Below are 21,879 nucleotides of genomic sequence, written 5' to 3' on the forward strand. Positions count from 1 at the left end.
CTCGTTGGACAGCCGACCCGCTCCCCCGCTCTCAGCCGCGGGGGAGCAGGTTGACCAGTTCGTACAGCTCCACGGCGAGCACTTCGAGCATTTTGGGGGCGGTGCGCCCCTCCGACCAGGCGATCGCGACGTTGCCGTCGAGACGCACGTGCCTGCCGGTCAGCTGGGCGCGTTGGAGTACGTCCGGTCTGACGAGTGCGGAGAAAACCCAATCTTCGGCGACCAGCACTCTCGTTCCCCCGTGGTCCGGACCGAGCGCCGCAAGCGCGTGGTACTCGCGCACGAGATGCCTGCGACGACGCTTCTCCCTGGGGGACAACCAGAAGCATGGCTTGGGGATCGACGCGAAGTCCCACCGTGTCGCCTGCCAGTGCTCGCTCTTGGGGTAGAAGCCGAAGAGAGGAAGCGTCCGGGGGAAGAACAAGGCCACCCCGGACGACAGGACCTCGTAGGAAGAGTTGCCTCTGGGGAACGACTGCTTGAGATGCCAGAGCACCACCTCTGCGCGCTCATCAGTGCCGCCCGGATCTGCCAGCTCGCCGACGGTGGCGTACCGGAAAACTCCGCCACCGCTCACCGGCTGGCCGCGAAGCCGTCGTTTCACGTCTATGCGAGCGTTGAACTTCCGCACCGCTCGCCAGTCCGGACGAACGTTGTCCCAGTCCTCCTCCGACTCCCGGAGCGTGACCGGATCGGGCCGAGGATCCCCGGCGGGCCGCCTCCGACGGCCCGTGCCCTCCCATTTCTTACCGTCGAAAGGCCACATCGCGGCCGCCCCCTAGGCGATCTGGCTGAGGGACTCCACGGCTATTCACGGGGAAGCCGCACCGCACCGTCTTCGTCCGTGACGGCGTCCCCCGCCTCCGGCCAATGCTCTTTGACCGTTCCCTCGTGAATGCCGCCAACCCCGTAGACGGCCCCGTTCGCACCGATCTCATGAAGGTTACGCATCGCCGGCCGCGCCGCCTCAGGTACGTGTTCGCCTCGGAACCGACCCGCGTAGTGCGCGCCCGCACCGCCGGTGACGAAGCTGGTCGCGGTATCGGCACCCACCGAGGCATTCGGGTCGTCGTGCTCGGCCGCCCATGTACCGGCCGCGCTGGTAGCCGCACCGGAGACGACACTCTGGACCTTCTTGGCGCCACCCGTCAGACCGTCGCCGGCCAGCACCTTCTCGAAGGCGTTGGGCGCACCGTGCCGGCCCAGCGAGCCCAGGCCCTTGCCCAGCGCTCCCGGAGCCGCCGCCACGCCGCCGGCGATCAGCGCGTTCCTCGCATCATGCATGTCGACGTCACCCTGGCCGGTGGCCCGCTTGGTGATTTCGGTGCCCAAGAGGTTCATCGCGGAGTTCCTGAGACCGTCCTGAATCAGCTTGGACAGCGCCTTGACGATACGCATCAGGGTCCTGGAACCCTTGACCAGCTTGAGGACGGCATTCTCGGCCTTCTCCGCAAGGGCCGTGAACTTCTCCACCCAGGTGAGGAGCTTCGCCACCCGGGCTCCGGCGGCGGCCGTTGCCACCAGTTCCGAGATGCCCGCCGTGACCACCGACAGCACGGCGCCGGCGAGTTCTGTCTCCGCGATCTCCAGGGCGATCTCGACGATCTCCTTGACGATCTCCTCGGCCTCGTCGGCGTAGGCGTCGAGCTCCTTCTGTACCTCGGCGAAGTTCTTCGCGGTGGCCTGGAAGGCGTCGTACTGCTGCTTCCAGTGCTCCTTGAAGGCGTCGGCCGCATCGCCGCGCCAGGTGACGCCCACGACGGCGTCGACCCGGTTGTTCAGGTGCTCGGCGGTCTGGTGGAGGTCCTGGCCGAGGCTGTGCCATCGGCCGGCGATGGTGCGCAGGGTGGCCGGGTCACCGCCGGGCCAGGGGATGTGGAAAAGTTCGAGGACCGGGACGACCTTGTCCACGATGAAGCTGTTGACGCTCATCGGTCAGGCCCCCATCGTCGCGCTGACGTGCTGGTCGACGCCCTCGTAGTTGCCGGCGGACTGGTGCACGCCGGAGCTGTTGGCGTAGAGCAGATGGGCGAGCTCGGTCAGGCCTTCACCGGTGTGGACCACCATCTCCACGTACTGCGAGGTCACTCCAGTGCACGCACCCAGCAGCCCGAACGCCTCTCCGATCTCGATGACGCTTCCCTGGAAGTCCTTGATGCACCCGGCGAGTTCATCGGCGGCGGATTGAAAATCCGCTGCCAGTTCTCGTAATCCGTCCGGATGCGCCTGAAAATGCCCGGCCGCCATATGCCACTCCCCCATCTGTGCATCGTCGTCATCGCCCGCACTGCATTCGAAAACATGAGCGACGGGCGGAACGCTACGAGGCCCCCTCGGGGGAGATCGCCGAATTTTGCTGCGCTTGATCCAACCCTGACGCCGTCCATATGCGCGACGGAGGGAACCGACTCTCCCTCTGGCCGAACCCCGGAGGCTCGACACCCCTTATGCCCCTATTGTCGGCGGCGAGGAGGTACGTCCATGTCCCCAGACCCGCCCCCGCCCCACCCTCCGCCCGTGCACGTAGCCGTCATCTACTACTCGTCGACCGGCACCATCGCCGAGCTCGCCCGGGTGATCGCGGACACCGCAGAGCACGAGGGGGCGGAGGTCCGGTTGCGGCGGGCGGCCGAGCTGGCGCCGCAGGTGGCGATCGACGCCAATCCGGCGTGGGCGGCCAATGCCGCGGCGACCGCCGACATCCTGGAGGCGACCGCCGAGGACATGCTCTGGGCGGACGCCGTCATCCTCGGCACACCCACCCGCTTCGGGAATGTGTCCTCGCAGCTCAAGCAGTATCTCGACACCCTGGGCGGCCACTGGCAGGCGGGCCATCTGCAGGACAAGGTCTACAGCGGCTTCACCGCCAGCGCCACGAAACACGGCGGCCAGGAGTCCACCCTGCTCGCGCTCTATCAGACCGTTCACCACTTCGGCGGGATCCTCGTGACCCCCGGGTACACCGACCCGTCGAAGTTCACCGACGGGAATCCGTACGGGACGTCCCACGTCGGCGGGCCGGACACCCCGGTGGACGACGAGGCGCGCACCGCCGCCCGCGTCCAGGCCCGGCGGGTCGTGAAATTCACCAGGGCCATCAAGGCAGGTCCGGCGCAGGCCGGTTGAGGAGAGGAGGGCGACGCACTCATGACGCTGCACAAGGGGGCACCCGACGGCGACCGGCGAGCGGAGGCCCGCCGCCCGGTCAACCCCTTCTACGGGGACGCCGACCCGGTCGCCGGTCTTTCCTCCTCTCCCCCGCGGCATGCGCTGCCCGACGGCCCGGTCTCCCCGCACACCGCCTACCAGTTCGTGCACGACGAGCTGATGCTCGACGGAAATGCGCGGCTGAATCTGGCGACCTTCGTCACCACCTGGATGGAACCGCAGGCCGGCGTCCTGATGGCCGAGTGCCGGGACAAGAACATGATCGACAAGGACGAGTACCCGCGCACCGCGGAGCTGGAGAAGCGGTGTGTGGCGATGCTCGCCGACCTGTGGCACGCGCCCGACCCGTCGTCGGCCGTCGGCTGTTCGACCACCGGGTCGAGCGAGGCGTGCATGCTGGCCGGGATGGCCCTGAAGCGGCGCTGGATGCAGCGGAACGGCGACCGGTATCCGGGGGCGGCCCGGCCCAACCTCGTCATGGGGGCCAACGTCCAGGTCTGCTGGGAGAAGTTCTGCAATTTCTGGGAGGTGGAGATGCGTCTGGTCCCGATGGAGGGCGACCGCTTCCACCTGGACGCGGAATCGGCCGCCGGCCTCTGCGACGAGAACACCATCGGTGTCGTCGCCGTGCTCGGCTCGACCTTCGACGGGTCGTACGAGCCGGTGGCCGGCATCTGCGCGGCGCTGGACGCGCTGCAGGAACGGACGGGCTGGGACGTCCCGGTGCACGTGGACGGCGCGTCCGGTGCCATGATCGCGCCGTTCCTCGACCCGGACCTGGTGTGGGACTTCCGGCTGCCCCGCGTCGCCTCCATCAACACCTCCGGGCACAAGTACGGCCTGGTCTACCCCGGCGTCGGCTGGGCGCTGTGGCGCGACCAGGAGGCGCTGCCCGAGGAGCTGGTCTTCCGGGTCAACTACCTGGGCGGCGACATGCCGACCTTCGCCCTCAACTTCTCCCGCCCCGGCGCCCAGGTCGCCGCCCAGTACTACACCTTCCTGCGGCTGGGCCGGGCCGGTTTCCGCGCCGTACAGCAGGCGACCCGCGACGTGGCCCGCACCATGGCCGAACGGATCGGTGCGCTGGGCGACTTCCGCCTCCTCACCCGCGGCGACGAGCTGCCGGTCTTCGCCTTCACGACCGCGGACGACGTGAAGGCCTTCGACGTCTTCGACGTGTCGCGCAGGATGAAGGAGCACGGCTGGCTGGTCCCCGCCTACACCTTCCCGCCGCACCGCGAGGACCTCTCCGTCCTGCGCATCGTCTGCCGCAACGGCTTCTCCCACGACCTCGCGGACATGTTCCTCACCGACCTGGAGCAACTCCTGCCCGAACTGCGCGACCAGCCCGGCCCCTTGCAGCGGCCGGAAGGCGTGGCGACGGCCTTCCATCATTGAGCGCCCGCCACCGGCAAGCACGGCAGCCTCAAAGCAACCCATCGGGCGCCAATCCCCTCTTTGCGATAAAGGCCGTCAAGGGGGAAGCGCCGTGGGTTGGTCACGTATCACGATCGGCACGGCCGTCGCGGTGTGCGGCGGGATGGTGGTGTGCGGCGTCGGCGCGTCCGGCAGCGCAGCGGCCGACGACGGCGGCCGCGCCAGGAAGAAGCCGCAGCTGCTGTTCCAGTCCGACGGCGAGCGGCCGGGGCAGCTCGCCGGCCTCCAGGTGATCGGCATCGCCACGCGGCACGAGAAGGTCGTCGTGAAATCCCCGGCCTTCGCGCACGCCGTCCGCCTCGCCTACGAAAGGGACCCGATGGCGGAACCCACCTGGGGCCTCAGCTACCAGGCACGGGGCCCGATCTCGATGAAGGCCGGGCGCGGCTCGTATCCGCTCACGGTCGAGATCGCCGGGCGCGTCGTGGACCGGGGAACGGTCCGTGTGGTGGCGTCACAGCGGCCGTCGTTCGAGGTGAGCGGTTCCGTGGAGGGTGTGCGCCCCGGTGAGTCGGTGGGGCTGTCCTTCGACGACCTGTATCCGGGGAAAACCGGCAGCTCCTTCACGGTGCACTCGAAGGCGTTCAAGGCGCCGGTCCCGCTCCGGCACGACGACCACGGCGGGTACTGGAACAATCCCCGGATGTTCGAGGCGGTGCCGAGCGTGCTGCCGGACGCCGCGGACGGTACGTACAAGGTGGTGCTGACCGGCCCGGACGGGCGGCGGATCGCCGAGCGCCGGCTCACGGTACGGGCCTCCCGGCCCGGCGACTACGACTACACGGGCAAGGTGCACGGCCCCGAGTTCTTCGGGAAGCGCGGCGACCTCGGCGCCACGCCCCACTTCCGTGTCAGGGCCGGCGGCCGGATGCACGTGCTGTGGGAGGACGCCACGCCCGACGCCGGGGAGGAGAACCGGCTGACCGCGACCTCCCCGGCGTTCGAGGAGCCGGTACGGCTGAAGCGGGACGACAGCAAGGCCGCCGACGGCTCTGACCCGCGCTACTACGGCCTGGCCAGGATCCGGTCCGGCCTGGACGGCGGAAGCTACCCCGTGACGGTCGTCAGCCACCACGGGCGGGTCAAGCGGAGCAGTCGGCTCGTGGTGACGGCGGCGCCGGGGCACCACGGCAACACGCCTGGTCAGCAAGGCGATCACGGGGGCTTTCCGGCCGTGGCGGTCATCAGTGGCGGCGCCGGGGCGCTGGCGGTGGGCGCGACCGGCGTGCTGCTGGTCCGGGCCCGTCGGGCCCGGACCGGCGACTCCCGCTGATCCCGCTGATCCCGCCTCCGGCCTTACGCGCCGGAACCGGTCTTACGCCGACGCACGACGAAAACCGCCCCGGCACCTGCGACGACCGCGGCGCCACCGAGGGCGGCGACGGTCGGCAGCGCGGAGGAGGAACCGGTCGTGGCGAGCTTGCCGGTGGCCGGGACCGCGTCGTGAGTGCCCTGCGCCGCGGGCTTGTTCCCGGCGGCGCCCGTACCGCCGTGCATCCCCGGCTTGTTCGGCATTCCCGGTGTACCCGGCTTGCCCGGCTTCCCCTTGGCGTCCGCGACCTTGCCGGGCTTGCTGCCCGCGGACAGCACCTTGAAGTCGAACTGGCTGATCTTGTCGAAGCCGCAGGTGCCGTCCTCGGCGTACGAGTAGCCCGTCGTGAAGAAGTAACCGGCTCCCGCCTTCGCCTTCTTGCCGATCTTGATCCGCATCCTGGCGTCCGCGTGCTCCCCCGGCGCGAGGCGCTTGACGGTGGTGAAGTCGTCGTTGTCCTGGAACTTGGCGCCTTCGCCCTCGATCGGCTTCCACTTGCCGGTCGCCGGGTTGAACCACTGGACCGTGACCGCCAGTTCGGAGACGTCCTTGATCTTCGGGTCGCCGGTGCCGAGGGAGAGGGAGATGTCGGTCTCCATCACCGTGATCTTGGATACGTTGGTCACGCGGTAGGCGAACGCGTGCCAGCCCGAACCGGCGACGATCTTGCTCGGGAGGCCGCGCAGCCCCGTCTTGCCGCGGTCCACGTCGAAGACCGGGGAGCAGAAGGCCGGGCGGGTCCAGGCGGGGGACGGCGTCCCGCTCGGCGCGGCCGACTCGGTGCCGGCCGGCGTGGCCGATGCGGAAGCCGCCGGTGCGCCCGCCTCCGGAGCGCTCGGCCCGGCCGGCTCGCCCCCCGGCGTGGCGGCGGCGGACGCGGCGGGGGTGCCGCCGGCCGCCGGCGCCTCCCCCGCCGCCCATGCGGCGGGGGCCGCGAGCAGCGCCACGGGTCCGATGACGGCCGTGACCACTGCGGTCGCCAGAGTGCGGTGAAGCTTCATTGAGGCCTTCCTCAGGAGTCCAAGCGGCCACCGCGAGGGGTTCTGCGCGGTACAGCCGCACGCGTACACGTACGTGACCTGCGCATTCCCGCGAAGGTTGCACACCGGACAAACGCCCCCCGCGTGATCATCCTCACAGCCTCTACCGCCCCATCCGCCCGTACCTCCGCACCGCCAACGGGAAGAACACCGCCAGCAACAGCACCGGCCACACCACCGCCAGCATCCCGGCGTGCCCGGACGCCCAACTTCCGCCCGTAACAGGCGGGTTGCCGAACAGCTCCCGCACCGCACCCGCCGTCGCCGACAGCGGATTCCACTCCGCGACGGCGCCCAGCCAGCCGGGCATCGACCCGGCCCAGACAAAGGCGTTGGAGAGAAAGCCGACCGGCCAGACCAGGATCTGCGCGGCCTGCACCATCTCCGGTCTGCCCGCAACCAGCCCCAGATAGATGCCGATCCACAGCATCGCGAAGCGCAGCAGAAGCAACAGCCCCACGGCACCCAGCGCCTGACCCGTACCGCCGTGCCAGCGCCAGCCCATCGCCAGCCCGGCGCCGATCATCACCAGCAGGCTCAGCGCGGACTGCAGCATGTCCAGCACGCTCCGGCCGACCAGCACCGCGGACGAGGCCATCGGCATCGAGCGGAACCTGTCGATGACGCCCTTGCCCAGGTCCTGGGTGACCGCGACCATCGTCGATTCCAGCCCGAACGCCATGGTCAGCGCGAACATCCCCGGGAGCAGGTACTCCTTGTAGTCGCCGCCGCCCGGTACGGCCATCCCGCCGCCCAGGAAGTACGCGAACATCACCAGCATCATCACCGGGAAGACCAGGCCCACCACGACCTGCCCCGGCCGCCGGGCCCAGTGCGCCAGCCCGCGCCGCGTCATCGTCCAGGAATCGGTCACCGCCCACATCACGCCCGTCATACGGCCGCCCCTTCCTCGTCCGCCGCCACCGTGTCCGCGTCCTTGCGGCCCTCCGGCCCCGTCAGATGCAGGAACACCTCGTCCAGCGTCGGCCGCCGCACCGCGATGTCCGCCGCCTCGATCCCGGCCCCGTCCAGCACCCGTACGACCTCGGTCAGCGCGGCCATCCGGTCCGCGACCGGCGCGCTCAGCCGCCGCTCGTCCGCGGCCACCGCGACCGCGCCGCCGGCCGCGACGACGGCGGGCAGGAACCCCAGCATCCCGGCCGCGGCGCCCAGTTGAGCGGCGTCCCGCAGCACCACGTCCAGCCGGTCACCGCCGGTCGCGCTCTTCAGCTCGTCGGCCGTGCCCTCCGCGACCACCCGGCCGCCGTCCACCATGGAGATCCGGTCGGCCAGCTGATCGGCCTCCTCCAGATACTGCGTGGTCAGCAGCACCGTCGTACCGCCGTCGACCAGCGACCGCACCGCCTGCCACACCTCCGTACGGCCGCGCGGATCGAGCCCGGTGGTGGGCTCGTCGAGGAAGAGGATCCGCGGCGCCAGCACCAGCGCGGCCGCCAGGTCGAGGCGGCGCCGCATCCCGCCGCTGTACTTGCCCACTGCCTTGCGCCCCGTATCGGCCAGCCCGAAGCGCGCCAGCAGCTCCTCCGCGCGCTCGCCCGCCCGGCGCGCGCCCAAGTGGAACAGCCGGCCGAACATCTCCAGGTTCTGCCGCCCGCTGAGCTCCTCGTCGACGGCGGCGTGCTGCCCCAGCAGCCCGATCCGCCGCCGCACCTCGTCCGGCTGCCCCAGCACATCGCATCCGGCGACCTCGGCCCGGCCGCCGTCGTGCCGCAGCAGCGTGGTCAGGATCCGTACGAGGGTGGTCTTGCCGGCGCCGTTGGGGCCGAGGACGGCATGCACGGTGCCGTACCCGACGGTCAGATCAAGGCCGTCCAGAGCCGCCTTGGCCCCCTTGTTCCTGCCGTAGTTCTTGCGCAGTTCTTCGACGACGATCGCGGGCTTCGCGTGATCGCGGTCCCTCACGACATCCCCTCCAGAAGTCTAGTCAAGTTTGACTACTTGCCGAGCGAAGGTAACGCCGCTCCTCTCGCTAGTCAAACTTGATTAACGGTCATCCTCGGGATGCACGGCCCTCGTCGCGTACGGGTTCTCCTGCCCCTCCGCCAGCACCCCCACGAAGGGCTCGCCCTCCCCCGCGAAGACATACGCCCCGCCTTCGATCCGCTCGATCAGCCCCCGGGTCCACTCCGCGCCGCTGTCCGCGGAGTGGACCCACATGTTCATGATCTCGCCGATATGGCCGAGCTGACCGGGCCCGCCCTCGGGGGTGTAGTACTCGGTGACCGCGCTCCGCCACTCCTCCAGGCCCCGCACCCGCTCCTTGAGCAGCGCCACCGCCTCGGTGCGCGGCAGATCGAGAAGGAAGCCGATACCGGCGCTCAGCACATCGGCCTTCTGGTCGTGCTGCGAGAGCGCCGCGCGCAGCAGCGCGAAGAACTCCGCCTCGCCCGCCTCGGTCAGCTCGTATTCCGTACGGGGCGGACCGCCGGCCGTACTGGGCGCGATGTCATGGGCGAGCAGCATGCCTTGCTTCGCCATCTGCTTGAGCGCGTGATAGATCGAGCCCGGCTTGGCGTTGGACCACTCATGGGCGCCCCAGTACTCCAGGTCGTTGCGCACCTGATAGCCGTGCGCCCGCCCGTGCTGCCGCACGGCACCCAACACCAACAGCCGGATCGCCGACATCGCTTTCTCAACCCCTTACCCTCCCCCAGCTGACGCTGGGCGGTACCCCCCTCGCCGCCAGCCTAGACGGGCGGGGCCCGGGCCCTACGCCTCGCGCGCCTTGCGCTCCTCGTCGACCAGCTCGAAGGCCGTCCTGCCGTCGAGGGACTCGCGGATGACGTCGGCGTGACCGGCGTGCCGGGCGGTCTCCTCGATCAGGTGCAGGACGAGCCAGCGCATCGACTGCCGGGCGTTCGGCGGGTACCACGGCGCCTCCGGCAGCGGGAAGGTGTCGTTCAGGCTCGGGACCTTGCGGATGAACTCCTCGGTCAGCCGCGCGACCTCGTCCCAGTGCGACAGCACCCCGGCCAGCGTCTCGCCGTCCTCCAGCTGGAAGCTCAGGTGCCAGGTCTCCTGGGTCCGCCCGACGGACGGCGGCAGCTCCTGGGCCATCTCGACCCAGCGCTGCTCCACCTCCACGACATGCTTGACCAGCCCGCCCAGCGTCAGTTCGCTGGCGCTCGGCCGCTCGGTGGCCTGCTCGGCGGTCAGTCCCAGGACCGCCCGCCGCAGCCCGCCGCGCTGTGCCTCGAGGAAGGCCAGCAGCGCGCCGCGCTCGTCACCATCGGCCTCGGCAAGTACGTGAGTGGGCATAACAGCCGCCTTTCGTGGCATCCGCCGGCGGACGGCCTCGCGCCGCCCGCTTTCCGACACCCCTCACGTTAGGAGCCAAGTAGGACAGGGGCGGCCCTACTTGCGACCCTGCTTGCAAAACGCCGGCTCAGAACGGGAACTGCGACCGCCCGTGCTGAATGGAGATCCACTTCGTCGTCGTGAACGCCTCCACCATCGCCTCGCCGTTCAGCCGCCCCACCCCGGAGCTCTTCTCGCCGCCGAACGGCACGATCGGCTCGTCGTGCACCGTGCCGTCGTTGATATGGATCATCCCGGTGTCGATGCGCTTGGCGAACCGCACCCCGCGCTCGATGTCCCCGGTGTGCACGGCACCGCTGAGCCCGTACGGCGTCGCGTTGGTGATCCGTACGGCCTCGTCGTCGCCGTCGAACGGGATCAGCAGGACCACCGGGCCGAAGATCTCCTGGGTCAGGAGCGGGGAGTCGGCCGGCAGACCGCCGAGGACGCTCGGCGCGACGAGGGTGCCCCGGGTCTCGCCGTGCAGGAGCGCCGAGGCGCCGTCCGCGACGGCCCGGTCCACCAGCGCGGCGATGGACTCGGCTTGGCCCTCGTTGATCAGCGGGCCGATGTGCGTACCGGGATCCGTCGGATCACCGACCTTCAGCGACGCGACCTTGGCGACGAACTTCTCGGTGAACTCCCGCTCGACGGCGCGGTCGACCAGCACACGGTTGGCGGCCATACAGACCTGGCCCTGGTGGACGAAGCGGCTGAAGACGGCGGCGTCGACGGCGTAGTCGATATCGGCGTCGTCGAGGACGACCAGCGCACTGTTGCCGCCCAGCTCCAGGATGGCGTGCTTGAAGTTCGCCGCCGCGACCGTCGCGACATGCCTGCCGACCTTCTCCGAGCCGGTGAACGAGATCGTCTTGGGTACCGGGTGATCGATCAGCGCATCCCCGATCTCCGCGATGTCGGTGACGACCACATTGAGCAGCCCGGCCGGCAGCCCGGCCTCCTCGAAGATCTTGGCGACCAGCCCGCCGCCGCAGATCGGGGTGTTCTGGTGCGGCTTGAGGACGACGGCGTTGCCCAGCGCGAGGGCGGGCGCGACGGACTTGATGGAGAGGAGGAAGGGGAAGTTGAAGGGGGAGATCACGCCCACCACGCCGACCGGCAGCCGGTAGAGGCGGTTCTCCTTGCCGTCGATGGGCGAGGGCAGGATCCGGCCCTCGGGCCGCAGCGCCAGCTGCATCGCCTCGCGCAGGAATTCCCGTACGAGATGCAGCTCGAAGCCCACCTTCGCGAGCGTGCCGCCCACCTCCGCGGCGATCGCCGCGCCCAGCTCGTCCTCGCGCTCGTCGATGATCCGCAGCACCCGCTCGAAGACCAGCCGCCGGGCGTAGGGATTGGTCGCACCCCATTCCCGCTGCGCGCGCTCGGCGGCGCGGTATGCCTGATCGATCTCCTCGACCGTGGCAACGGTTATGGAGGACAGCTTTTCGCCGTTGTACGGATTGAAATCGACGATGTCCCAAGAGCCGCTGCCCGAGCGCCACTCGCCGTCGATGAACTGATACGCCAACTCGTCGAAGTAGGACATGTCATCCCGATCTGGAGAACAGGGCGCTCAGGGCGCCGCAATGTGGGGTGCTGACTCCTGATGGTTTTTCATCCTACCCACGCGTCACATGAGTTGGAGCAGGCCTCGCAAGAGATCCCGACTCTCGGCCGGGCTCGGCCCCTCCCCCTGAAGACGGTCCATCGCCCGCGCGTACTGCGCCACTTCCTCGGGCTTGTCCACATACAGCGCGCTGGTCAGCTGCTCCAGATAAACCACGTCCGGCAGCCCCGATTCCGGAAAACCGAGCATGGTGAACGCGCCGCTCTCCGCGGCATGCCCGCCGAAGCTGAACGGCATGACCTGAAGGCGCACATTCGGCCGTTCGGACACCTCGATCAGATGCCGCAACTGGTCGCGCATTACCTCGCGTTCGCCGTACGGACGGCGCAGCGCCGCCTCGTCCAGCACACAGTGGAATTCCGCCGGACGCTCGGCCACCAGCAGCTTCTGCCGCTCCAGCCGCAGCGCGACACGGCGATCTATTTCGGCGGCACTTGCCCCCGGCATACCGCTCTTGACGACGGCCTGCGCATATCCCTCCGTCTGCAACAGCCCGTGCACGAACTGCACTTCGTAGTTGCGGATGAGCGAGGTCGAACCCTCCAGGCCGACATAGGTCTGGAACCAGCTGGGCAGCACGTCGGTGTAACTGTGCCACCAGCCAGTGGCGTTGGCCTCCCGGGCGAGGGAAAGCAGCGCGTCGCGCTCCTGCTGGTCCCCGACGCCGTACAGCGAGAGCAGATCCTCCACATCCCGCGCCTTGAAGCTCACCCGCCCCAATTCCATACGGCTGATCTTGGATTCGGAGGCACGGATCGAGTAGCCGGCCGCCTCCCGGGTTATGCCCCGCGATTCACGAAGCCTGCGAAGCTGCGCCCCCAGCAGAATGCGCCGCACCACCGAACCGCTCGACTCGTTTGCCGCCCCACTTGCGGACACTCTCACCCTCCTGTGACCCCGCCCCGTCCAATGGTGGGCCGCAGTCTGCCACGTTCGCGCTCCGTTGAGTGCTCGTGCGGTTACTGATATGTGACTTCCCCGCAAGCCCTCCACAGCGAGCCCGCAGAACACCGCCCGGATCCGCGGGAAATATCGCTGCGTATCCGCATCGCTCTACGCAATCAGGGCGCGTGCACGTGCATCTGCCCTTGCATCTGTCGTGGTCATTGGGAACCATAGGCGACGCACACATGCTCACTCGCTCGTGAAAGATCCGCCAGATCCGGCTGCCCGGCCAGGATCATGACGTCCGCGAACGCCAGGAGTGCCTCGCATGGGGACCAGGGTTTTGACCATGCCCGAGCCGTTATGGCAGGGCCTTCCTCCCGTCGACCCCTTGTCCGTCTCCGGATCCGTGTCCTGCACGCTCCCGCCGCGGTACGAATCGGTCGGCGGTGCACGGAAGTTCACTCGCGAAACGCTCCAGGGCTGGGACCTGGACGAGCTCTTCGACGGGGTCGCCCTGGTGGTCTCCGAACTCGTCACCAACGCCCTGCGGCACGCGGTCCTCTCCCCCGCGGAAGCGCCCGCTCCCAGTACCTGCGTCCCCGAGCCGCGCACCCCGGAAGGAACCGTCGGCACCACCTCCGCCCGGCTCCATCTGATGCGCTGGTCCTCCCGCCTGATCTGCGCCGTACGCGACCCCAGCGACGCCTCACCGGTCGCCGCCGAGGCCGACTCGGCCGCGGAATCGGGCCGCGGGCTCTACCTGGTGGAGTCCTTCAGCGACAGCTGGGGCTGGCACCGGCTGACCGGCGCCCTCCACGGCAAAATCGTGTGGGCCCAGTTCCGTCTCCCTTAGCCCCGCACCCCGCGCACCAGAACCCAGAACCCCAAAAGGCCCTGCCCAGCGCCTCAACCGCCGGTCGGGGCCTTCGCCGTACGCGAGGGGGGACACCCGTCGGCCACGCCGACCGCACCGAACCCGCTGCCACCCTCCGGGAACACCCTCCACCCCCGCCACGTTGTGGCCTGCAAGGGGCGCTCACATCCCCTAGGGGATCTGTTCGACCAACCCCTAAGGGTCGGAGCAGTACAGAGCACCACGTCATACATCAGACGTCGGACCTGCGCCCCTAATCCCGTACGAGGTGATCGAACTCCCCGTCCTTGACGCCGAGCAGCATCGCCTCGACCTCCGCCGGGGTGTAGATGAGCGCCGGTCCGTCCGGGAAGCGGGAGTTGCGTACCGCGATCTCGCCCCCGGGCAGCTTCGCGAATTCGACGCACGAGCCCTGGGAATTGCTGTGCCGGCTCTTCTGCCAGGCCGCATTGTGGAGCTCCGTTGCGGCCATGCCGTTGTATGCGTGGGGCACAGGGCTCTCCCAGTGAGAAGGGGCGTCAACTGCCGGGGATCATAGCCGTGTTCACATGCAGATGCATGCGCAGATGCACGTGCATGACAGGGGCGTGCCGCCCCGGTCACAGGTCGTTGAGCGCCTGCCCCAAACGCTGCGTCACAATCGACCGCCAGCCGCTGCCCATGATGCGGTGCGCCTGCACCTGGTACGGATCGTCGGGGTCGAAGCCTTCATGGACGAGGAAGAGACGGGTGCCGCGGCCCTCGGGTTCCAGGGTCCAGGTGATCGTCCAGTCGGCGCGATTGCCCTGGCCCTCGTCGGCGTCCCGCCAGCGCAGCCGCAGCATCCGCTCGGCCTCGAAGGCCAGCACCTCGGCGATGACGGTGCCGGAGAAGTTCGTGTGGGGCCGCGGCACCCCGGCCATCTCGTAACGGTGGCCGACCTCGAGCCGGAAGTCGCCGGGCATCATCCACTGGGCGATCAGCTCGGGCTCGGTCAGCGCCCGCCACACCTTGGCGGGAGGGTGCGCCAGGAATTGCGCCAGGCGGATCACGGTCGGGTCGTCGTCGGAGGTCTCGAAGGCAGGGGTGTTCATGGCGTCTCTTCGTCAGGGATCTCAGGAAGCTCAGGGATCTCAGAGGTGTCGGAGGTATCGGGAGTGTCAGGGGTGTCGGGGATGCGGTCGAGCAGCTCCCCCAGGCCCGCGAGCCTCCCCCGCCAGAACCGCTCATAGGGCGAGAGCCAGTCCTGCACCTCGCTGAGCGGCGCGGCCTCCAAGCGGTAGATCCGCTGCCGCCCGGCCCGCTCCTCGCTGACCAGTCCGGCGTCCCGCAGCACCTTCAGATGCTCGGACAGGCTCGGCCGGCGCATCGCGAAGTGCTCGGCGATCTGCTGAACGGGTTGCGGCCCGTCCTCGCGCAGCAGCCGCAGCACCTCGCGGCGGGTGCCATTGGCGAGCGCCGCGAAGAGCCGGTCCTGCCCGGGGTCGGACGGGACGGGGTCCGGAAGGCGACGTACAGGAGTGGCGTTCACGACCCGAATATAGGTAGGAGATCCCCTACGCGTCAAACGTAGGGGATCTCCTACCTTTTCCCGCGCCCTCAGCGAGCAGAGGGACCCGCCATCCGGGAGGCGTACGGCAGCAGCGCCATTTCCCGGGCGTTCTTGATCGCACGGGCCAGCTGCCGCTGCTGCTGCGCGGTGACCCGGGTGACCCGGCGGCTGCGGATCTTGCCGCGGTCCGAGAGGAACTTCCGCAGCAGATCGGTGTCCTTGTAGTCGATGTACGTGATGCCCGCCGCCTCCAGCGGATTGGGGCGGGGCGCGGTCGTGCGGCGGGGGTCGTGGCGTCGCGGCATGGGGCTTCCTTGTGTGTGGGTGGGGGCGAGCGGGCGGTGGGCGGGCGGAGGCAGGGCCGGATCCGTACGCAAAACGGCCGATTCGGGTCCGCTTCAGCAGGGCTGCGGCCGGCCTACGAGACCGGGTCGAGCAGCTCGTCGAACGCGGGCGGCAGGCTCTTCCAGGCCCTCGGCCCGCCCGCGTACTCGGCGTCGGTGAGCAGACAGGACTCCAGCAGGGACGTCAGCCCCTCCCGGTCGAGTCCGGGCGAGACGAAGACCAGGTGCTGGGCGCGGTCGCCGTGCTCGGGGTGCCAGTCCAGCGCGGCGGCGGCCCGGCGCATGGGCGGCACCATCTCCCAGGCGGCGTCCGGCAGCGAGACCAGCCAGGGCCCGGCGTTCTCCACACACAGCGCGCCGCCCGCCGCGTCCCAGGACAGCAGGGTGTCCGGCCGGTCGGCGAGCCAGAACCGGCCCCGGCTGCGCGCGGCCGCGCAGGTCAGATCCTCCAGCGCCGTATAGAGCCGCTCGGGATGGAAGGGCCGGGTGTGCTGCCATACGAGCGTGGTGACGCCCTCCCCGTCGGCTTCCTGCGGCAGCAGCGCGCAGGCCGGGTGCTGCCGCGCCGCGGCCGCCTCCACGTCGAACCCGCCCATTGCCGCTGCCGCCAACTCGCCCGATTCCACAGGGATGTGACGGGCCGTGGGATGCAGTTGCGCCAGCAGGGCAAGGTCCGTGGGGTCGGCCGGCTCCTCCCCCTCCACGATCGCCAGCACCGGCGCGTACTCCAGCTGGCGGGCCCAGGTGTCGGCGACGGTGCGCTGATCGGAGGCGGCAGCTGCGAGCCCCGCCTCGGCGAGATCGTCACCGCACCCCAGACAGCACAGCACCAGCGCCGGATCGACGGCCGTGATCACCCCGGTCAGCACGAGATTCTCGCTCCCGCACGAGGTGATGACCTCGGCCATCGCCTTCGGCTCGACCGAGTCCCACAGCTCCACGATCGCCAGCCGGCACGTCCGGCTCGCGGCCAGCCGCTCCAGCTCGGGCACCAGGTCCTCGCGGAGCGCGCAGCAGGCGCAGTCGTTGACCAGCGGGGCCTCGCCGGTGTCGAGCGTGGCGCCGGCGTCGCGGACGGTGCGCCGTACGGTGCCCTCCGCCGCCGAGGCGAGATCGTGGTGGAGGGCGACGCTGCCGGGCACCACACGCAGCAGCCGCTCGACGGCGGTCCGCCGCGCGTCCGAGTGCAGGCCGCCCACCAGCACGACGTTGAGCGGATGCATCAGCGGGCTTTCCTGCCGTAACGGCGCTCGAACCGCTCGACGCGGCCCGCGGTGTCCAGCACCTTGGCGGTGCCCGTGTAGAAGGGGTGGCTCGCCGAGGAGATCTCGACGTCGATGACCGGGTACGTGTTTCCGTCCTCCCACTCGACGGTCTTCTCGCTGGTCGCGGTCGACCGGGTCAGGAAGGCGTAGCCGGCGGACCGGTCGCGGAAGACGACGGGCGCGTAGGCGGGGTGGATTCCAGGCTTCATGGCCGTCCTCAGCGCTCCTCTCGGAAGGTCACGTGACGGCCGGCGACCGGGTCGCACTTGCGCAGTTCCAGGCGGTCGGGGTCGTTACGGCGGTTCTTGCGGGTGACATAGGTGAACCCGGTGCCGGCGGTGGACCGGAGCTTGATGACCGGGCGTAGTTCGTTGCGGGCCATGCCAGGTAGTATACGCAAATGAATTCCATTTTCAATAAGCCTCCGCCGGAGGCCCCGACCACCGGAGGGACCGCACCGTGTCCGCCCACTGCCAGCTGACCGGCCGCAAGCCGGGCTTCGGCAAGACCGTCTCCCACTCACACCGCCGCACCCCGCGCCGCTTCGACCCCAACATCCAGCGCAAGCGCTACTGGCTGGAAAGCGAGGGCCGGCACATCCGGCTCACGCTGAGCGCCAAGGGCGTCAAGACCGTCGACACCATCGGGATCGAGGCGGCCGTCGCCCGGATCCGCGCCCGGGGGGAGAAGATCTGATGGCCAAGCAGAGCAAGATCGCCAAGAACGAGAAGCGACGCATGACCGTCGCCCGCTACGCGGCCCGGCGCGCGGTCCTCAAGGCCGTCATCCGCAATCCGCGGACGCCGCAGGAAGAGCGCGACGCCGCGCAGCGCGAGCTCTCCCGTCAGCCCCGGGACGCAAGCGCCACCCGGGTCCGTAACCGCGACAGCGTCGACGGCCGCCCGCGCGGCTACTTCCGCACCTTCGGCCTCTCCCGCGTACGGCTGCGCGAACAGGCGCACGCGGGCCATCTGCCGGGCGTGCGCAAATCCAGCTGGTAGGCGCGCCACCGGCCGTCCGGATCGGGGCGCGCCCCCTGGACCGGGCGGCCGGACCGTTCGGGTAATACTGGACAGACCGTCCCCAGGCACCGCCACCCGACGAAAGCGAGCGCCCCATGCTCCGCAACGCCTTCGAGCCCTGGCATCTCATCCTGATCCTCGTGGCCCTCGTGCTGCTCTTCGGCTCGAAGAAGCTGCCCGACATGGCGCGCGGCCTCGGCCGCTCGATGCGCATCCTCAAGTCCGAGACCAAGGCCCTCAAGGACGAGCGCCCGGCCGATGCCGCCCGTCCGGAGTCGGCTCCCGGCCACTGACGGGCGGACGGACGGGGCCGGGGGGATGCCTCGGAGGCGCCGCCCTTGCCCTAGCTGTCCCCGCCCTCGTCGATCAGCCGCCGTACCTCGCGGTCGACCAGCCCCAGCCGGGCCTCGGCCACCAGGGGAACCGCCCGCCGCTGCCGGCGCGCCTCGGCGGGGTCGATGTCCACGGTCACCAGCGCGGGCTCCCACTTGGGCGCCTGCGCCACGACCATCCCCCGTGGATCCACCACCCGCGAGCCGCCCCAGAACGAGGCGCCGTGCTCGTTGCCGACCCGGTTCACAAACACCACCCAGCACTGCAGCATCCGCGCCGTATAGGACAGCAGCGTGTCCCAGTACACGCCGGTGTCCATCGCTTCCGGATCCAGACTCGCCGCGCTGTTGGTCGGCACGAACAGCACCTCGGCCCCGTCCTGCACCGCCAGCCACGGCAGCACCGGCTGCCATGCGTCATTGCACACCAGCATCGCGCCCCGCCCGCCGCTCGCCGACTTCGTCAGGTCGTACGCCCGCAGCGACTGCCCGGGGCTGACGTGCTTGCGCTCCTCCCAGGCCAGGTAATTGGGCAGATAGAGCTTGCGGTGGGCGTGCAGCAGCGCCCCCTCCGCATAATGCGCGGCCGCGTTGTACGCCCGCAGGCTGGTGTGCTCGTGGAAGCCGACCAGCACGTCGGGCCCGAGGAGGCTCAGCTCCAGCAGCCGGGGATCACGCGCCTCGATGGAGGCATCCCGCTTGAGCGCCCCCAAGTGATAGCCGTGGAGGCTCAGTTCGGGAAAGACGACGAGATCGGCAGCCTGCTCCGCCGCCTGCTGGATCTGCTCGCGCGCGTGATCGAGATTCTCCGCCACCTCACCCAGCACACAGTCCGTCTGCGCCAGTGCGATACGCATGGCCCACACCTCACCGATCAGTCGGCTTTGCGGCTTTTACGCAATTTTGCCAGCTCCTGGCCGTATGGTCTCCCGGATTACGCACCGCACTGCGACCACACCCCACAGCCACGTCAAACCCGCAGGCAGGGGGGTCCCCACCAACGGGCGAAAGAACGATCCTTCCCGTGCCGGACACAGGTTTCACACGTTGATCCGCACGATGCGCCGTACGACCGCCGGGCGGCCTCCAGCCGCAGCTCCGCCCGGCAGCGGGGGTACGGCGGTGCACGGCCGAGTCGTCCGGCGATGCCGACGGCCGCCTCGGCCGGGTGGCCCAGGCCGAGCGGCCCGCCGGATCCGCTCGGCCGGCCGCCGAGCCCCTGACCGGCCACGGCGGGCGGGTGCACCGACGGCCGCCCGGCACCCCGCTCCGGGAGGGCTCCCCGGCACCGGCCATGGCCGCCACGAGCACGCCCCTCTTTCCGTTCCGCCGCATGTCTTCCTCTCCCGCGGGCCGAGCCGGGTGCTCAGGATCCCGGACAGGGAGGATTCCCGTGCGGGAGAGATTCCTGTGCGCAGTGACGGCGCCGCTGCCGGTGACCGGCTTGCCGTCATGCGGTCATCGATCGCCTTCGTGAACCTTCGTGGATCGATATCTGCGTGGATCCCTGTCTCAACAACAGGTCACGCGAGAGCAAGTTCCGCGCCCTCACCCGAACAGCTGGAAATATGCGTGCCGATAAGGCGTCACCCGCCCCTACCGCAAGGCGAGACAGCCCATCTGCCTCGTCACATGTTGCACACCGTCAATGACGTTCGCAGAGTTGACGATGAGCGCCTCGCACCGCGATGAGCACATCACACCGTACGGATCCTCCGCACACCACGGAAAGGAACCTTCCATGCGCATGTCCCGGAAGGCCGGTCTGGTGGTCTCCGCCGCCGTGTGCGGAGCCCTGGCTCTGGGCGCCGCGGGAGAGGCCATTGCGTCCATCGACGACGCCGCGGCCCACCCCTCCGGCGCCTCCCCGCGAAAGGCCCCGCTGCCGAACACCGACACCCTCAAGGCGCAGGCCAAGAGCCTCGGCGATATCTCCGGGGTACTCACACCGGTAACCGGTCTGATCAATGACGTTCTCGCGGCCGCAGACGCGGGCAAGCTGCCCCCCGATCGGATCACCACGCACAGCACGGCCATCAAGAAGGCCCTCGCCACCGCTCAGCAGGCGGCCGGCCCCGCGGCCCCTTCCACGCCCTCGGTCTCGCAGCCCGACAACGGTTCCCGGCCCGCCACCGGAAAGACCGCCGCCGATCTGCGGGCCGCGGCCCTGACGGGGCTCCGGGCAAAGACCGATGCACTGCTCAAGACGATTTCGGCGGGTGATTCGGACGCCGTCACCAAGGCCGTGGCAAACAGCGTCACCGCGCTGTCGAACTTCCTTGTCAGCATTACGCTCGGAGGGCTGCCGGTGCCCGATCTGCCGGGCCTGCCAACTCTGCCCAGACTCCCCGGCGGAATTTCCTGATCCGGAAACACCACCGGGCCCGCGCTGCCGATTGCGGCGCGGGCCCGGTGCTTTTTGTCATGATGTTCGGGATTCCAGCCGACACACCAACGCCCCGGCGGCCCCATCAATCTCGCAAGGGCATTGGCATGCATCCCTCCACACGCCTTGAATAACGACCCGGGCGCCCCGATTCAGTCACAACCGAATAACAATGCGGCAGCCGTCGGGCGATTATCACACGCATACCCGACAAAACCCGGGCCGCCCGGCAGAAGGAGGCCTGGGCGGCCCGGGTCCTGTCCGTCCCGTCAATGGGTGCGCTTGCCGTTCCCGGTCCCGCAGGGAATGGGCCGGCCTGCACGTTGATGCCCTGACGCGACGTGCCGACCGGCCTGGCGACCGGCCTTACGACCGGTCTTGCCGATCCGCGGTGCCGATCCATGGATACCGTCTGCGGGGCCGAGAAAGCGAAGTCAGCGGAGTTCGGCGCGCATCGGGAATTACCTGGGGATCTGCAGCCCACCGAGCAGCAGACCCGGCCCGCCGCGGTTGACCTTGTTACCGCGGAGGAGGTTCCTGGGCCCGGCCTTCACGGTCTTCGCCGTGTCCCGGACCGTCTTGACCAGCGGTGCGACATCGTCCTGCTTGCCCTGCAGCGCGTCCGTCAGCGGGCTGTTCACGCGCGTGCGCGGGGGCGCGGGGGTGGTGGTGGCGAAAGCGGGGGCGGCGGCGCCGATCGCCACGACGGTCCCGGCAACAATCGCGGCAGACTTCGCGTACTTCACTTTTTTGCTGTCCCTTCTCGGGGCGGTGCTTGATCGGATCGCGACACCGGCGCCGCGTGAGCAATCACTTCGCTGCTCGAATCACCGCTTGCGTCATGACTAACGACTCCCGACCGCCGGGGAAACTCCGAAACTTCCCGCTTCTTTCCGGCGCCACCCGAAAGAATCGCCTGTTCGCCTTTCCGTGCCGCAGAACGCGGACGGCCCCGGCGCACATGGACTGCGCACCGGGGCCGGTCAGAGCGGCATGGCTCGAATTGCTTCGCGTCAGTGGCGACCGTGTTCGGCGTTGATGCAGACGTTGCCGAACGCCGGGTTGAGCAGCGCGACAAAGTTGATGGTGTTCCCGCAGACGTTGATCGGGATGTTGATCGGGACCTGGACGACGTTGCCCGAGATCACACCGGGGGAACCCTTTGCGCCGCCCTTGGCGTCGGAGTTGGCGAATGCCGGCGTGGCCGCACCCACCGCCATGAGCGTGCCGGCAGTAATTGCAGCGACCTTTGCGTACTTCACTTTCAGCCCTTCCGTAGCGGGTCCGTAGCGAACACGACCGTCGTGTCGCACGGGCGGAATCCTGCTCGCCCGT

28 protein-coding genes are annotated in these 21,879 nt (G+C 69.5%); 8 read left to right on the forward strand and 20 right to left on the reverse strand.

The window, feature by feature from the left end:
• Nucleotides 1-31 precede the first annotated feature (31 nt).
• The 3 genes from ADL29_RS43350 to ADL29_RS06175 are packed head-to-tail and all read right to left on the reverse strand — an operon-like array spanning nt 32 to nt 2,262.
• Entirely contained in the window at nt 32-766 is a 735-nt protein-coding gene (locus ADL29_RS43350; protein WP_157878402.1) for a hypothetical protein, read from the reverse strand.
• A gap of 41 nt (nt 767-807) precedes the next feature.
• Entirely contained in the window at nt 808-1,932 is a 1,125-nt protein-coding gene (locus ADL29_RS06170; RefSeq protein ID WP_053922714.1) for a WXG100 family type VII secretion target, read from the reverse strand.
• 3 nt (nt 1,933-1,935) lie between these two features.
• Nucleotides 1,936-2,262 (reverse strand): WXG100 family type VII secretion target, encoded by a 327-nt coding sequence (locus ADL29_RS06175; RefSeq protein ID WP_107094905.1) that lies wholly within the window; start codon nt 2,260-2,262, stop codon nt 1,936-1,938.
• 219 nt (nt 2,263-2,481) lie between these two features.
• Between ADL29_RS06175 and wrbA the strand changes: the two genes are divergently transcribed.
• The 3 genes from wrbA (at nt 2,482) to ADL29_RS06190 (ending at nt 5,878) form a co-directional block, all read left to right on the forward strand.
• A complete protein-coding gene (gene wrbA, locus ADL29_RS06180; RefSeq protein ID WP_053922716.1) occupies nt 2,482-3,126 on the forward strand; it encodes an NAD(P)H:quinone oxidoreductase in 645 nt (214 codons plus the stop codon).
• A gap of 21 nt (nt 3,127-3,147) precedes the next feature.
• A complete protein-coding gene (gene gad / locus ADL29_RS06185) occupies nt 3,148-4,566 on the forward strand; it encodes a glutamate decarboxylase (RefSeq protein ID WP_053922717.1) in 1,419 nt (472 codons plus the stop codon).
• A gap of 91 nt (nt 4,567-4,657) precedes the next feature.
• The gene (locus ADL29_RS06190) at nt 4,658-5,878 is read left to right on the forward strand and encodes a hypothetical protein (RefSeq protein WP_053922718.1); all 1,221 of its coding nucleotides are present in this window, start codon (nt 4,658-4,660) and stop codon (nt 5,876-5,878) included.
• A gap of 23 nt (nt 5,879-5,901) precedes the next feature.
• Here ADL29_RS06190 and ADL29_RS06195 read toward each other — a convergent pair whose 3' ends face one another.
• From ADL29_RS06195 to ADL29_RS06225, 7 genes are all read right to left on the reverse strand, one after another.
• Nucleotides 5,902-6,918 carry an LPXTG cell wall anchor domain-containing protein gene (locus tag ADL29_RS06195; RefSeq protein WP_053922719.1) on the reverse strand — a complete coding sequence of 339 codons (1,017 nt, stop codon included), beginning with the start codon at nt 6,916-6,918 and terminating at the stop codon, nt 5,902-5,904.
• Between the two features lie 142 nt (nt 6,919-7,060).
• Nucleotides 7,061-7,852 (reverse strand): ABC transporter permease, encoded by a 792-nt coding sequence (locus ADL29_RS06200; protein WP_053922720.1) that lies wholly within the window; start codon nt 7,850-7,852, stop codon nt 7,061-7,063.
• The gene (locus ADL29_RS06205) at nt 7,849-8,880 is read right to left on the reverse strand and encodes an ATP-binding cassette domain-containing protein (RefSeq protein WP_053922721.1); all 1,032 of its coding nucleotides are present in this window, start codon (nt 8,878-8,880) and stop codon (nt 7,849-7,851) included. The genes ADL29_RS06200 and ADL29_RS06205 overlap by 4 nt, the downstream gene beginning before the upstream one ends.
• Before the next feature lie 81 nt (nt 8,881-8,961).
• Entirely contained in the window at nt 8,962-9,603 is a 642-nt protein-coding gene (locus ADL29_RS06210; protein ID WP_053922722.1) for a PadR family transcriptional regulator, read from the reverse strand.
• Nucleotides 9,604-9,687: 84 nt separating this feature from the next.
• Entirely contained in the window at nt 9,688-10,236 is a 549-nt protein-coding gene (locus tag ADL29_RS06215) for a DinB family protein (RefSeq protein ID WP_053922723.1), read from the reverse strand.
• Between the two features lie 127 nt (nt 10,237-10,363).
• Nucleotides 10,364-11,821, reverse strand: coding sequence for an aldehyde dehydrogenase family protein (locus ADL29_RS06220; protein ID WP_053922724.1), 1,458 nt, complete (start codon nt 11,819-11,821; stop codon nt 10,364-10,366).
• A gap of 84 nt (nt 11,822-11,905) precedes the next feature.
• Complete coding sequence (locus tag ADL29_RS06225; RefSeq protein ID WP_046930944.1) at nt 11,906-12,739, reverse strand: helix-turn-helix domain-containing protein; 834 nt, start codon at nt 12,737-12,739, stop codon at nt 11,906-11,908.
• A gap of 397 nt (nt 12,740-13,136) precedes the next feature.
• On the opposite strand from ADL29_RS06225, the gene ADL29_RS06230 reads away from it, so the two are divergent.
• Nucleotides 13,137-13,643, forward strand: a complete 507-nt coding sequence (locus ADL29_RS06230) for an ATP-binding protein (RefSeq protein WP_053922725.1) — start codon at nt 13,137-13,139, stop codon at nt 13,641-13,643.
• Nucleotides 13,644-13,917: 274 nt separating this feature from the next.
• On the opposite strand, the gene ADL29_RS06235 is transcribed toward ADL29_RS06230, so the two are convergent.
• From ADL29_RS06235 to rpmG, 7 genes are all read right to left on the reverse strand, one after another.
• The gene (locus ADL29_RS06235) at nt 13,918-14,157 is read right to left on the reverse strand and encodes a DUF397 domain-containing protein (RefSeq protein WP_046926782.1); all 240 of its coding nucleotides are present in this window, start codon (nt 14,155-14,157) and stop codon (nt 13,918-13,920) included.
• A gap of 106 nt (nt 14,158-14,263) precedes the next feature.
• A complete protein-coding gene (locus tag ADL29_RS06240) occupies nt 14,264-14,737 on the reverse strand; it encodes an SRPBCC family protein (RefSeq protein ID WP_053922726.1) in 474 nt (157 codons plus the stop codon).
• The gene (locus ADL29_RS06245) at nt 14,734-15,174 is read right to left on the reverse strand and encodes an ArsR/SmtB family transcription factor (RefSeq protein WP_078970787.1); all 441 of its coding nucleotides are present in this window, start codon (nt 15,172-15,174) and stop codon (nt 14,734-14,736) included. Before ADL29_RS06245 ends, ADL29_RS06240 begins: the two co-directional genes overlap by 4 nt.
• A 68-nt stretch (nt 15,175-15,242) precedes the next feature.
• The gene (rpsR, locus tag ADL29_RS06250; protein ID WP_053922727.1) at nt 15,243-15,500 is read right to left on the reverse strand and encodes a 30S ribosomal protein S18; all 258 of its coding nucleotides are present in this window, start codon (nt 15,498-15,500) and stop codon (nt 15,243-15,245) included.
• A 113-nt stretch (nt 15,501-15,613) separates the two neighbouring features.
• Nucleotides 15,614-16,762: a CobW family GTP-binding protein gene (locus ADL29_RS06255; RefSeq protein ID WP_053922728.1), complete on the reverse strand. Its 1,149-nt coding sequence runs from the start codon at nt 16,760-16,762 to the stop codon at nt 15,614-15,616.
• Entirely contained in the window at nt 16,762-17,013 is a 252-nt protein-coding gene (locus tag ADL29_RS06260; protein WP_053922729.1) for a type B 50S ribosomal protein L31, read from the reverse strand. The genes ADL29_RS06255 and ADL29_RS06260 overlap by 1 nt, the downstream gene beginning before the upstream one ends.
• A gap of 8 nt (nt 17,014-17,021) precedes the next feature.
• Nucleotides 17,022-17,186, reverse strand: coding sequence for a 50S ribosomal protein L33 (gene rpmG / locus ADL29_RS06265; RefSeq protein WP_053922730.1), 165 nt, complete (start codon nt 17,184-17,186; stop codon nt 17,022-17,024).
• A 77-nt stretch (nt 17,187-17,263) separates the two neighbouring features.
• Here rpmG and rpmB point away from each other — a divergent pair, with 77 nt between their 5' ends.
• The 3 genes from rpmB to tatA all read left to right on the forward strand — a co-directional run bounded on the left by rpmB (nt 17,264) and on the right by tatA (nt 18,119).
• Nucleotides 17,264-17,500, forward strand: a complete 237-nt coding sequence (rpmB, locus tag ADL29_RS06270) for a 50S ribosomal protein L28 (RefSeq protein ID WP_053922731.1) — start codon at nt 17,264-17,266, stop codon at nt 17,498-17,500.
• Nucleotides 17,500-17,805 (forward strand): 30S ribosomal protein S14, encoded by a 306-nt coding sequence (rpsN, locus tag ADL29_RS06275; RefSeq protein ID WP_053922732.1) that lies wholly within the window; start codon nt 17,500-17,502, stop codon nt 17,803-17,805. Before rpmB ends, rpsN begins: the two co-directional genes overlap by 1 nt.
• 116 nt (nt 17,806-17,921) lie before the next feature.
• Complete coding sequence (tatA, locus tag ADL29_RS06280; RefSeq protein WP_046926789.1) at nt 17,922-18,119, forward strand: Sec-independent protein translocase subunit TatA; 198 nt, start codon at nt 17,922-17,924, stop codon at nt 18,117-18,119.
• A 50-nt stretch (nt 18,120-18,169) separates the two neighbouring features.
• Here tatA and ADL29_RS06285 read toward each other — a convergent pair whose 3' ends face one another.
• Entirely contained in the window at nt 18,170-19,015 is an 846-nt protein-coding gene (locus ADL29_RS06285) for a nitrilase-related carbon-nitrogen hydrolase (RefSeq protein WP_046926790.1), read from the reverse strand.
• A gap of 884 nt (nt 19,016-19,899) precedes the next feature.
• Between ADL29_RS06285 and ADL29_RS06290 the strand changes: the two genes are divergently transcribed.
• Entirely contained in the window at nt 19,900-20,523 is a 624-nt protein-coding gene (locus tag ADL29_RS06290; RefSeq protein ID WP_053922733.1) for a hypothetical protein, read from the forward strand.
• Nucleotides 20,524-21,005: 482 nt separating this feature from the next.
• Here ADL29_RS06290 and ADL29_RS06295 read toward each other — a convergent pair whose 3' ends face one another.
• Both ADL29_RS06295 and ADL29_RS06300 read right to left on the reverse strand, forming a co-directional pair.
• Entirely contained in the window at nt 21,006-21,290 is a 285-nt protein-coding gene (locus ADL29_RS06295) for a hypothetical protein (protein ID WP_053922734.1), read from the reverse strand.
• 267 nt (nt 21,291-21,557) lie between these two features.
• Nucleotides 21,558-21,806: a chaplin gene (locus ADL29_RS06300; RefSeq protein ID WP_053922735.1), complete on the reverse strand. Its 249-nt coding sequence runs from the start codon at nt 21,804-21,806 to the stop codon at nt 21,558-21,560.
• Nucleotides 21,807-21,879: the final 73 nt, after the last annotated feature.

It is taken from the genome of Streptomyces chattanoogensis (assembly GCF_001294335.1).
In the GTDB taxonomy this organism is placed as follows: Bacteria; Actinomycetota; Actinomycetes; order Streptomycetales; family Streptomycetaceae; genus Streptomyces; species Streptomyces chattanoogensis.